Consider the following 12,204-nt stretch of genomic DNA (forward strand, 5'->3'; position numbering starts at 1 on the left):
GTTTAATTATTTAATACAATGTATGCGTTGAGACTAGTTGCAATCGTCATCCATATTAAATACGGAAGTATAAATAGCGTATACCATTTTACTTTTTTTACATACTCAAAAGTGAAATAACCAATAAGTAACCATAATAATGTGATTACAACTAAGCCTAGTTTTGTTAGGTGTTGATTGAAGAAAATATAGTTCCAGCTTACGTTTAAAACCCACTGATCTACATATAAAATGAGTACCTTTTTGTTTAAAAATTCATGTTGAAAACTCACTTTAGTCATATATACAGAAAACAATACCATAATGGTTGTCCATGCTGCTCCAAAAACCCAACCTGCAGGTGTCCATGGAGCTTTATTTAAAGACAAGTACCAATCTGTTCTTGGTCCTTCATTCATTAACCAAGCCCCAATAGCTAAAGCTGAAAGGTTAGCTATTAAGAATATTAAAAACCGTATGTATTTATTTTCTTTCAAGTTTTTTTCCTTTTAAATAATTGAAGATTAACTGTGCTGAAAACAACATTGTAAATGCATAAAAAGCATCTTCAATAGGTATGGTAAAAATTCTAAAATCTAAATTTTCTGCATTATTGTACCAAACAACTGGTTCTTCTATAAAACTTCCTGTTAAAATTCCGTTGACAAGTAAAAAAGGAATTAATATTACCAAGAAACTAGGGTAGTATTCTTGCAATGTGTTTAAATGATTCTTTAATGCATAACCTAACAATAGTAAAAACAGCACAAAATTTACTGTGGTATACCACTTTCCGAAGTTAAAAATCAACAACAAACTCACTAAAACAATGAGGAAAAAGCTTATAATTACTGTCCCAGGTTTTGACATTTTAAATTTTGGAAATAAAAACTTCAACGCTTCATGTGTAAACAAACATGCATAGGGTATACAGAAAAAAAACATCCATTCTTCTATTGGCATGTACAGTAGTTTTAGCGACAAATGATAGTCTGGATTAAACCCCCATACTCCCATTTGCGTAAACCAACTGTCCCAAATCAAAAAAAATAAAGCAACTGATAAAATACTAATAGCTGCTTGTTTGAAATATTGTATAAAGTGTAGTTTTTTTTCAAAAATACTATACAGTAATGGAATACTTAAACTTCCTAGATTTAATATTAAATATAAATACTGACTCATTGTCTTTTATTAAAATATTTAAAGGGCACAAACAACATACCGAAACATTCTCCGTCGTGTTTTCCCAAATGCTTATGATGAATTTTATGTGCTTTTCGTAATCCTTTTAAGTATTGATTATTTGTTTTGTCAAACCACTTAAATCTTCTATGAATTAACACATCATGTACCAAGAAATAAGCAATACCATAAAATAATATTCCCAAACCTATAAAGAACAAAACATTTAACTCTGGTCGAATTCCGAAGTAGAATAATAGAATGCTTGGAATTGCAAAAACCACGAAAAAAGCATCGTTTTTTTCAAAAACATGTGGATATCCTGGTTGATGGTGATCTTCATGTAAATACCAGCCAAAACCGTGCATCACATATTTATGTGTGCACCAAGTAACACCTTCCATAACAATAAACGTTAGTGTAGTTACTGCTATGTAAATTGCTATATTCATAATGATGTATTGTTAATTATATATGTATGTAAATAACTTAAACTGTCTTTTTTTTGAAGCACCTCTTTTAAAAACTGCTTGTCTTTTTTAATAGAAGATGTATATCCTAAAATACCTGGTGTGTTTTCTTGTATTACTAACCTTATATACCTTAAATGGACATTGTTAGGATTCTTTAAAATCAACTCTTCTAATTTGTTTTTATTAGTGTTAAAAACTTTTAGTTTACTCCAAGGCATTGTTTTATATTTTGCCTGTTTCATTTGTAAAGAAACTACATAGGCTTGTATACTTACTTCTTTACTGTTTTTATATTTTTTTATGTAAGACGACTCTGCTTCTTTAGTAGCTAATTCATGGTATTCTATAACAAAATAAGGAGCATTATTGAAGCCTATAATCGACATAAAAAACAGTACTCCTAAGATACCACTTTTTATCATATTAAGTTCAATTTATACCTTACATAACTTCTTGCTAGAAGATTAATTTTCATAGGGTTTGAAATTCGAACTCTAGTATCCATGATTTTTGTTGAAGGTGTGTCTTTTAGCTTTTTTAATAGTTTTTTGTAATACCTGTATGCTATATACACTCCAAATTTTGCTTCAACTGGTAACTTTAAAATTCCGTTTTTATAAGCAAAGTCAAAATCGTCTTCTATTTCTTTAATAATTGTATTTTTTCCTTCCGCACTTAAATCCCCAAAATTGATATTTGGAAAATAAGATCTATTCAATTCGTTAAAATCTTCTTTTAAGTCTCTTAAAAAGTTTACTTTTTGAAACGCTGACCCTAAACGCATTGCGGGCTCTTTTAGCTCCTCATATTTTTGTTCATCTCCATTTACAAAAACCTTTAAACACATTAACCCAACAACATCTGCAGAGCCATATATATATTCATTATACTCTTCTGTAGTTGTATATGCTCTTTTGTACAAATCAGCTTTCATACTTTTCAAAAACGATTGTACTAAATCATCAGAAATTTTATACTTGTTTACAGTGTGTATAAAAGAGTTTAAAATAGGGTTCAAGCTAATTCCTCTATTCTTAGACTCGTAATAATCTCTTTCAAATTTTAGTAATAATTGCTCCTTATCATATTCGTGAAAGGTGTCTACTATTTCATCTGCAAAGCGTACAAAACCGTAAATATTATAAATATCTGTACGTATTTTTGGTGATAACATTTTCGTGGCTAACGAAAATGAGGTACTATATTTTTGAGTTACCAACTTACTACATGCGTAAGAAACCTCATCAAACAATTGTTTCATTTTTGTACGTTTTTAAAATTAAATCTGAAGCTATTTTTCCTGAAATTAAAGACGGAGGAACTCCTGGTCCTGGTACCGTTAATTGTCCTGTAAAAAACAAATTCTTCACTTTTTTACTTTTTATCTTAGGTCTTAAAAATGCCGTTTGTGTTAAAATATTAGCTAAACCATAAGCATTTCCTTTGTACGAATTATACTCTTTCACAAAATCATTAACACAAAAACTTTCTTTAAAAAGCACATGCTCTCTTACTGATTGGTTTGTTAATTTTTCTAACCTCTCTATTATAATGTTGAAATAACGCTCTCTTAACTCTGGAGTATCTTCTATACCTGGCGCTAATGGAATTAAAAAAGTAGCAGCTTCTTTCCCGTTAGGCGCAAAAGAACCATCTGTAATTGAGGGAAAGCTCGCATAAAACAGAGGTTCTTTAGGCCAACTAGGAGCATCATATATTGTTTTTGCATGTACATCGAAGTCTGTATCAAAAAATAATGTGTGATGACATACATTTTTTAATTTCTTATCAAAACCTACATAAAAGAGTAATGATGAAGGTGCAAATGTTTTTTTATCCCAATAACTTTCTGAATATTGTCTGAGATATGAAGGCAACAAGGTTTCTGTATGATGATAATCTGCTCCACTTAACACTATATCAGATTCCATTAGTTTTCCATCTACCGCAACACCAATTGTTTCTCCTTTATCATTTACTACAATTTCTTCAACATTTGCATTAGTTTGAAACGTTACTCCTAAACTAGTAGCTAGTGTAGTCATAGCCTCAATAACTTTGTACATTCCTCCTTTTGGATGCCATGTACCTAAGCCAAAATCGGCATAATTCATAAAATTATAAAAAGCAGGTGTATTACTAGGCTTTGCACCTAAAAACAATACTGGGAACTCTAAAATTTGAATTAGCTTTTTACTTTTTATTTTCTTTCTTACTTCATGTCTAATTGTAGAGAAAAACTGAAATATTTTCCCCATAGTAACGGGAGTAACCAGCTCTAAAGGAGAAATTCCTGGTTTATAAACTAAGTCGTTTATAGAAACATCGTAATTATATTTTGCTGATTTTAAAAAAGACTTCAGGTGTTTTGAGCTTCCTTTTTCTTCTTTTTCAAAAACCTCATAAATCTCCTCTAATGTTCCTGGAATTACAATTGAATCTTTCTCTCCAAAGTATACCTCATAAGCAGGATCTAACCTTTCTAACTCGTAATAATCTGAAGGTTTTTTACCAAAATCTGCAAAAAACTTTTCAAAGACATCTGGCATCCAATACCATGTAGGCCCTATATCAAAAGTAAAACCATCTCTTAATAGCTGTCTTGCTCTACCTCCAATTATTGCATTTTTTTCTAGCACGATTACATTATATCCTGCTTTTGCTAAATAACACGAGGCCGATAAAGAAGAGAAACCTGAACCTATTATATATACTTTTTTTTTCAAAATATTTCTTATAAATATAATTAAAATAATCATAAGCGAGAAATTAATCTCGCTCACGATCAACTGTTTAACCTAAATATTATGGTAAAAGAACACTGCTCACTACGTGAACCACCCCATTTGTTCCTTGTACATCGGTTAAAGATATTGTTACTGATTGCCCCGAAGTTGTTTCTAACTTAGCTCCGTTAGTCAAATCAACAGTCACTATGTTTTCATCAAACATTGTGATTTCCTGATTATCGGTTAATTCATATGATTGTACATTTCCTCCAGCAAATACATGATATTTTAACACCGCCTCTAATGTTGCGATTGGAATATCTGCTAACGAGTTCCAAGAATCGTTACTATCTAACAATGCTTGAAATGCATCATTTGTAGGAGCAAAGATTGTATATGGTCCATCCTCTTTTAATAAAGAAACAAAATCTGTAGTATGACGGCTATCTGTTAATGCTGCTACCAAAGAAGTAAAACCACTATTATTTAACGCTAAGGTCACTACATTAGCTGGTAACATTACTTTATCTATTGTATGTATAACTCCGTTTGAAGCCATAACATCTGTAGCAATTGGTTTTGAATCTCCATTAAACTCCACTGTTCCATCAACTTCTACTTGTAATGACAACATCTCATCATTTGGACCTGTTGATAAGGTATTCACATAAGTATTAGATAAATCTGCCGCTTTTACTTCACCACTTATCACATGAAACAACAATACTGATTTTAATGTTTCTACTGGGATATCATCTAAAGAACTCCATGAGTCATTACTATCTAATAAAGCTTGAAATGCTGCATCCGTTGGAGCAAAAACCGTAAATGGTCCCTCCGCTTGTAATGCTGATACTAAATCGGCCTTTTGTAAAGCAGACACAAGAATACTTAAATTGGAGTCTGCAACTGCCACATCAACTATAGACTTTGGTTTTTCTACAACCGGATCATCGTCATCACTACATGACGTTAACATACCAAAACTTAAAAGCAAACCTAAAAACAACAATGAAGTTAAATTCTTAATTTTCATAATTACACACTTTAAATTAACGCTTACTCTTTTTACTTTTTATAGTCTATTTTTCAGCTTCGATAGACTTTGTTTATTTTTTTTAAAAAATAATTAAACAAAACAAGTTTAACTAAAAAAATATGCCTTGAAAACCAAAACATTATCCAAAATTACATTTTTGGTTTAACAAAAACAAAAAATAAATAAACAAAAATTGATTAGGCAAAATTTTTTAATATTTATTTAAGAACTCTTTTAAAGAAGGGTGAACTGATATTTTTGCTTTAAAATCAACATTATCAACAGCCATAGCTTTATTCCCTATTGCTATTAACTCATGTTCTGTATTCATAAGCGCTCTTTCAATTTCTGAAAAATATTCTTGCACCTTATCATCATAGGGTTGAACTGTCATAGAAGTAATAAAACAAATTTTCGCATCACTTTTAAAAAAGTGATCTAAATTATCTAAAGGCAAACTCTGCCCTAAATAAATTGTATTATACCCCCTTAATGTAAGTTCATAATTTAGATACATTAAACCTAATTCGTGTATTTCATTTTCTGGCAAGAACAATACATAAGTAACTTCCGAATTGTTATTAGAATACTCTAACTTCTCTATATTGATTTGTATTTTTTGAACAATTAAGTTAGAAATAAAATGTTCATGCGCCGGCAATAAAGTGTCAGTTTGCCACAAGAGCCCTATGTGATTTAGAAAAGGGACAAAAACATCTTTAAAAGTCTCTCTAAATGTTTTTCTTTTCAACAAACTATTGTAAGTATTATTAAACAATATTTTATCGAACTGAAACATTGCCATTTTAAAAGAATTTATAGCTTCATCATTTACCGCCATTTTAAAAGCCAACTCTCTAGCCTTTAAAACAATAGTATTATCAGACATTTCTGCTATCTTAGAAATTTTGATATTGTTTTGATTCAACAAAACAACATTTAAAAGTTTCTGTAAATTCTCAGAAGAATAGTAACGAATATTAGTATCTGTTCTTTCAGGCGACAACAAATTATAGCGTTTCTCCCAAATACGGATTGTATGCGCTTTGATTCCTGAAATATTTTCTAGGTCTTTAATCGTAAATGTCGACTTAATATTGTTCAATGCTTTTTGTTTTTTATTAAACAAATATACAAATTTCTTTAAATTAAGAATCAACCCTCTACTTCTGAACTATATTATCACTATTTTTGATTAGATTTTTCACAATTTACCTATGATTTTTCAAACTCATATTCCTTTAAAGAAACAAAAACACCACTTAATTAATTACAATTCTAAATTGTTATTGTTAGGGTCTTGTTTTTCTGAAAACATTGGCAATAAATTGTCGTATTACAAGTTTCAAACACAACAAAACCCTTTCGGAATTTTATTTCACCCCAAAGCCATTGAAACCTTCATTGCAAAAGTCATCAATGAAGAGATGTATACCGAAAATGATGTCTTTTTTCACAATGAACGCTGGCACTGTTTTGATGCACATTCAGTAGTGAGTTCGACTTCAAAAGAGGAATTATTAAATACTCTTAACACCAATATTAACTCTACATATCAGCATTTAAAAAATACTTCTCACATAATTATTACATTAGGAACTGCATGGATATATCGTGAAATAGCTACAGATACATTGGTTGCAAACTGCCATAAAATTCCGCAGAAAAAATTTTTGAAAGAATTATTAACTGTTGAAGAAGTTTCAGAAAGCTTGGAAGCGATTAATTCTTTAATCAAATCTATAAATCCAGAAACAACAATTATTTATACAGTTTCACCCGTTCGTCATATTAAAGACGGATTTATAGAAAACCAACGTAGTAAAGCGCATTTACTTTCGGCTATTCATCAAGTAGTTGAATCAAGAAACAATACTCATTACTTTCCCTCGTATGAAATTATGATGGATGAATTGCGTGATTATCGTTTTTATGCTGAAGACATGATTCACCCAAACCAAACAGCAATCGATTATATTTGGGAAAAATTCTCAGAAGTTTGGTTTAGCGAGGAAACTTTAGAAACAATGAAAGAGGTTAAAACTATTCAAAAAGGATTAATGCACAAACCTTTCAATCCTAATTCTGAAGCGCATCAATTATTTTTAAAAAAATTACAACAAAAAAAGGAAACACTTTTACAAGCATTTCCTTTTATGAATTTTTAGTTCGTTTATTACTTACTCACTAAGTATTGATCTACATTTTGCCATGGACCACCGTTAATTACATCTACTCCATGATTTTGTAAAAACTGAGTTGCTTGACCGCTTCTACCACCACTTCTACAAACTGCAATTACTGGTTTATTCCACGATTTAATTTCATCAACATTCAAAGGAATTGTTGCTAACACGATGTGTTTAGCTCCTTCACTATGCCCTTCATTCCATTCTGCTAAAGTTCTTACATCTAATACTACCGCTCCTTTAGCTAAATATTCCTGTATTTCGTTACTCATATCTTTCTTTCTAAATAAATTAAATAATCCCATGTTATGCTTCTTGGTAATTTTCCAACAAAAGTAAGCCGTTTTCAATTAACGTTGTGTAACTCTTGTTACTTTTCATCAATTCAAGGTAGTTACGTAACGCATCTTTTATTGAAAAATTATTCATTACAGCTAACTCCAGCAAATCTAAAGGCAGTAACCAATCGTTTTTAAACTGAGAGCTTACTTCATTGAAAATTCCTTGAACTTTCTCCTCAGAAACTGTCCCAGCCTCTCTCATTATCCTAACTTCATTATACAAACTATATAATTTTTTATCTGATTCTGAATACTGAATCTTATGAGTTTTTGTTTCTGACACTTTTCCTACATCACCAAACGAGGTTATATCTGCAGGTCCTGCATAAGCAGAAACGACATCAACTCCAACCGCCATATCATACACTCCCCAATCTGGGTGAAACAATACAGTATCTCCATGAGTTACGGTACAGTCTTTAAAAGATATCAATAAAATCCTACCTCGTAAATCTCTGGTTCCTGTAATTACTTCTCCTTCTACTTTTATTCCGCCTTCAAACTCTAAAGCAACCTGCTCTCCTTCATAAATTCCATAGGCTTTTAAATCACGAGGACTCATATTTTCTATCGGAATATTAATTCCTTTTAGCTTCCCTATCGGACTTCCAAAACCTTCTGCGTGGTAATTTATTCCGTGACCTATTAATTCTTTATCTCTATTTGCTAACGCAGTAGGACCTGTTGTTTGTATATAAATGGCTTTATTATTCTCATCAGTTATTACATTAGAGAAAACTCCAGACACTTGAATACCTGTACTTAACTCGATAGTTCCTAAATTTTTAGAATCAATCAGTTTTTCAATTCCTTTCAACCCTCCTGTTCTGATAGCCATTTTATTAGCAAATTGCTCCAATACTAAACTTAAATGAGCAAAATCTGGCGTTACAAATAATTGAGGTTGCGGCTTCGTGATATCAAAGTTTACATTAGCAGCATCTAATGTATATGCTACTTTTTCTACCTCATCTTTCATACACCATTTACTCTCTCCTATTGAAGATAACAATCCCGCTCCATAAATTTTCGGATTTTCGAGAGTCCCTATCAATCCATACTCTACTGTCCACCAGTGAAGATTTCTAATCTGAGCCATTTCCGAAAGCTCTCCCATATTATCTTGTAACCATTCTACTTTCTCTTGCGCTTCATCAATCTCTTCTTGGGTAGAATTTGGATCTTCCTTTAGAATAGATAATAAACGAATAGCTTCATACATTTCATAGTCTTTCGCTGATGAAATTGCCTTGGCTCCTATTTCACCAAAGCGACGTAAATACTCTGCATATTCTGGATTTGCAATAATAGGTGCATGGCCAGCTGCTTCGTGAATAATATCAGGTGCCGGTGTATATTCTATATGGTCAATCGTACGCATATCTGATGCGATTACCAGTACATTGTATGCTTGAAATTCCATAAAAGCATTTGGCGGAATAAATCCATCTACCGATACTGCCGCCCAACCTATTTCTTTCAAAATACGGTTCATTCCTTGCATATAAGGAATTTTTTCAACTGAAATTCCTGTTTTTTTTAGTCCATCTATATACGAAGCATGAGCTACTTTACCAAGGTAATCTACATTCATTCGCATTACATAACGCCATACGGCTTGGTTTTGCGCAGTGTACTCGTCATATGGTTGTTTTACTACGAATTTATGTAAGTGCTTGGGTAGCTTTTTGGTAACTTCGTTTAATTCAAAATGAGGTTCCATAATGTTGTTTGTTTTGCTCTGTAAATTTAGGATTTTTATAGTTTACAAAAAATTGATATCCGTTAAATTCTAAATTTCTTATATTTACTAATGCACAGTAGTTCTAAAAAAAAATTAGAACCTACTATATTTAACAGTTAAAACAATTTGCTATGGGTTTTGGAGGATCAGTATCAGCAATGATAACCAGTTTAAAAAACAACAAAAGAAAAAGAGTAAGTGCTTTTGAAAAGCTTGAACGATTTCAAAAAGAAAATAATGATACGCTGCACTTTAAAAAATCTGCTAGTAAAAAAGAGTTGGCTCAATTAAAAAGACAAGTACTAAAAGAAAATAAAAGTCAGCTTATTAAGAACAGTATTCTATTCTTTTTAATCTTTATAATTTTAGTTTATAGTACGTTTGTTTTTATGAATTCTTAAAATAATCCCCAAAAATCTTTCTTACTTTTGCAGTGTAACACACAACAAATGAACAAGAAAGTAATCCTTATGATTTTGGATGGTTGGGGAATTACCCAAGACCCAAAAGTTTCGGCTATATACAATGCTAAAACTCCTTTTATAAATTCTTTATACGATAAATTTCCGCATGCACAATTAAGAACTGATGGTGAGCATGTTGGTTTACCTGAAGGGCAAATGGGAAATTCGGAAGTAGGCCACATGAACCTAGGTGCTGGTAGAATTGTGTATCAGAACTTAGCTAAGATTAATAAAGCAGTAAAAGAAGGAACACTTGCCAAAGAAGCCGAATTAGTAAATGCTTTTGAATACGCGAAAGCAAACAACAAAAACATTCACTTTTTAGGGTTAGTTTCTAATGGAGGGATTCACTCACATATAGATCATTTAAAAGGGTTGCTAACAGCAGCAGATAATCATGATTTAAAGAATGTGTATTTACATGCTTTTACTGACGGACGTGATTGCGACCCTAAATCAGGAAAATATTTTATCAACGAAATCCAAAAACACATGCAAAAAACTACGGGTGAATTGGCAACAATCACTGGTCGTTACTACGCAATGGATCGCGATAATCGTTGGGAACGCGTACAACTTGCTTACGATGCTTTAGTTAACGGAAAAGGCTCACTTTCTTCGGATGCTTTAACTAGTATTCAACAAAGTTATGACGAAGGCGTAACCGATGAATTCATCAAACCAATCATAATGGTTGATGAAAACAATCAACCAAAAACAACCATTAAAGAAGACGACGTTGTTATCTTCTTCAATTTTAGAACTGACAGAGGACGTCAATTAACCGAAGCCTTAAGTCAAAAAGATTTTCCTGAAGTCTACATGAAAAAATTACCATTGTATTTTGTTACCTTAACAAGTTATGATGATACTTTTAAAAACATCCACGTTGTTTACGACGGAAAAAACATTGAAAACACCTTAGGCGAGGTCTTAGAATCAGCAGGAAAGAGTCAAATTAGAATTGCTGAAACAGAAAAATATCCGCACGTAACTTTCTTTTTCTCTGGCGGAAGAGAAGAAGAATTTAAAGGTGAAAAACGTTTGTTATGTCCATCGCCAAAAGTAGCAACCTACGATTTACAACCAGAAATGAGCGCCTATGAAATTCGTGACGCCATTGTTCCTGAATTACAAAAAGGCGATGTGGATTTTGTGTGTTTAAACTTTGCCAATGGTGACATGGTTGGACACACAGGTGTTTTTGATGCGGCTGTAAAAGCTTGCGAGGCTGTTGACGCATGTGTAAAAGATGTGGTAACTACAGCATTAGACAACGATTACACAACAATTTTAATCGCCGATCACGGAAACTGTGAAACGATGATTAATCCAGATGGAACACCACATACAGCGCACACTACCAATCCTGTTCCTATGATTTTAATTGACAAAGAATTAAAATCAATAAAAAGTGGTATTTTAGGCGATATTGCTCCAACTATTTTAAAACTAATGGGTGTTGAGCAACCTGAAGAAATGACACAACATTCGCTTATTTAAAATATATTTTATGAACAAAATCGTGTATTTACTCATCACTGCTTTAGTAGTATCATGTGCATCAGCACCAAAAAATCTTGCAACCAAAAACGAAAATGGAAATTTAGTAGGCATTGCTACAAAACAAGATTTTCAGCAAGAACCATACGGCAGTGAATGGTTTAACGATTTTTATTCCTATTACGAAACTGACAAGAATACGGTTGAACAACTAAAACCGTATTTGAAAGATATAAAAATCAAAGCTTTTATGGGAACTTGGTGTGGTGATAGCCAAAGAGATGTACCAAATTTTTATAAAATTTTAGATGAAGCTGATTTTAACTATAAAAACCTTGAATTGGTTACAGTAAACCGTCAGAAAAAAGCAAACGGATTAGAAGAAGGATTCGATATTACTCATGTTCCAACCTTTATTTTTTATAAAGAAGGAAAAGAAATAGGTCGTTTTGTAGAACATGCTTTAGACGACAGCTCTGTTGAAGAAGATTTCTTAAAAATACTTTCTGGTCAAGAATACAAACATCCATATCAAAAATAACCGTAAATTTGCGCCTC

General features: G+C 31.9%; 14 protein-coding genes. 4 read left to right on the top strand and 10 right to left on the bottom strand.

Features of this window, described 5'->3' with window-relative positions:
- Nucleotides 1-2: 2 nt before the first annotated feature.
- From ACR9ES_RS06860 to ACR9ES_RS06895, 8 genes are all read right to left on the bottom strand, one after another.
- Nucleotides 3-476, bottom strand: a complete 474-nt coding sequence (locus ACR9ES_RS06860; protein ID WP_435255603.1) for a TspO/MBR family protein — start codon at nucleotides 474-476, stop codon at nucleotides 3-5.
- On the bottom strand, nucleotides 463-1,164 hold the full coding sequence (locus ACR9ES_RS06865; protein ID WP_435255604.1) for a lycopene cyclase domain-containing protein: 702 nt from the start codon (nucleotides 1,162-1,164) through the stop codon (nucleotides 463-465). Before ACR9ES_RS06865 ends, ACR9ES_RS06860 begins: the two co-directional genes overlap by 14 nt.
- Entirely contained in the window at nucleotides 1,161-1,616 is a 456-nt protein-coding gene (locus tag ACR9ES_RS06870) for a sterol desaturase family protein (RefSeq protein ID WP_299001489.1), read from the bottom strand. The genes ACR9ES_RS06865 and ACR9ES_RS06870 overlap by 4 nt, the downstream gene beginning before the upstream one ends.
- Nucleotides 1,613-2,059, bottom strand: a complete 447-nt coding sequence (locus ACR9ES_RS06875) for a hypothetical protein (protein WP_435255605.1) — start codon at nucleotides 2,057-2,059, stop codon at nucleotides 1,613-1,615. The genes ACR9ES_RS06870 and ACR9ES_RS06875 overlap by 4 nt, the downstream gene beginning before the upstream one ends.
- Nucleotides 2,056-2,898, bottom strand: coding sequence for a phytoene/squalene synthase family protein (locus tag ACR9ES_RS06880; RefSeq protein WP_435255606.1), 843 nt, complete (start codon nucleotides 2,896-2,898; stop codon nucleotides 2,056-2,058). The genes ACR9ES_RS06875 and ACR9ES_RS06880 overlap by 4 nt, the downstream gene beginning before the upstream one ends.
- On the bottom strand, nucleotides 2,882-4,363 hold the full coding sequence (locus ACR9ES_RS06885; RefSeq protein WP_435255607.1) for a phytoene desaturase family protein: 1,482 nt from the start codon (nucleotides 4,361-4,363) through the stop codon (nucleotides 2,882-2,884). The genes ACR9ES_RS06880 and ACR9ES_RS06885 overlap by 17 nt, the downstream gene beginning before the upstream one ends.
- A gap of 79 nt (nucleotides 4,364-4,442) precedes the next feature.
- On the bottom strand, nucleotides 4,443-5,402 hold the full coding sequence (locus ACR9ES_RS06890; RefSeq protein WP_435255608.1) for a fasciclin domain-containing protein: 960 nt from the start codon (nucleotides 5,400-5,402) through the stop codon (nucleotides 4,443-4,445).
- Nucleotides 5,403-5,616: 214 nt separating this feature from the next.
- On the bottom strand, nucleotides 5,617-6,510 hold the full coding sequence (locus tag ACR9ES_RS06895) for a MerR family transcriptional regulator (RefSeq protein ID WP_435253672.1): 894 nt from the start codon (nucleotides 6,508-6,510) through the stop codon (nucleotides 5,617-5,619).
- A gap of 112 nt (nucleotides 6,511-6,622) precedes the next feature.
- Here ACR9ES_RS06895 and ACR9ES_RS06900 point away from each other — a divergent pair, with 112 nt between their 5' ends.
- Nucleotides 6,623-7,573, top strand: a complete 951-nt coding sequence (locus ACR9ES_RS06900; protein WP_435253673.1) for a GSCFA domain-containing protein — start codon at nucleotides 6,623-6,625, stop codon at nucleotides 7,571-7,573.
- 8 nt (nucleotides 7,574-7,581) lie between these two features.
- Here ACR9ES_RS06900 and ACR9ES_RS06905 read toward each other — a convergent pair whose 3' ends face one another.
- Nucleotides 7,582-7,866 (bottom strand): rhodanese-like domain-containing protein, encoded by a 285-nt coding sequence (locus ACR9ES_RS06905; protein WP_274633326.1) that lies wholly within the window; start codon nucleotides 7,864-7,866, stop codon nucleotides 7,582-7,584.
- Between the two features lie 34 nt (nucleotides 7,867-7,900).
- Entirely contained in the window at nucleotides 7,901-9,658 is a 1,758-nt protein-coding gene (locus ACR9ES_RS06910; protein WP_435253674.1) for an aromatic amino acid hydroxylase, read from the bottom strand.
- Nucleotides 9,659-9,810: 152 nt separating this feature from the next.
- Here ACR9ES_RS06910 and ACR9ES_RS06915 point away from each other — a divergent pair, with 152 nt between their 5' ends.
- The 3 genes from ACR9ES_RS06915 to ACR9ES_RS06925 are packed head-to-tail and all read left to right on the top strand — an operon-like array spanning nucleotide 9,811 to nucleotide 12,187.
- Nucleotides 9,811-10,080 carry a hypothetical protein gene (locus tag ACR9ES_RS06915; protein WP_435253675.1) on the top strand — a complete coding sequence of 90 codons (270 nt, stop codon included), beginning with the start codon at nucleotides 9,811-9,813 and terminating at the stop codon, nucleotides 10,078-10,080.
- Between the two features lie 48 nt (nucleotides 10,081-10,128).
- Nucleotides 10,129-11,646, top strand: coding sequence for a 2,3-bisphosphoglycerate-independent phosphoglycerate mutase (gene gpmI / locus ACR9ES_RS06920; RefSeq protein ID WP_435253676.1), 1,518 nt, complete (start codon nucleotides 10,129-10,131; stop codon nucleotides 11,644-11,646).
- A gap of 10 nt (nucleotides 11,647-11,656) precedes the next feature.
- Nucleotides 11,657-12,187, top strand: a complete 531-nt coding sequence (locus tag ACR9ES_RS06925; RefSeq protein WP_435253677.1) for a thioredoxin family protein — start codon at nucleotides 11,657-11,659, stop codon at nucleotides 12,185-12,187.
- Nucleotides 12,188-12,204: the final 17 nt, after the last annotated feature.

It is taken from the genome of Tenacibaculum sp. A30 (genome assembly GCF_051200845.1).
GTDB lineage: Bacteria > Bacteroidota > Bacteroidia > Flavobacteriales > Flavobacteriaceae > Polaribacter.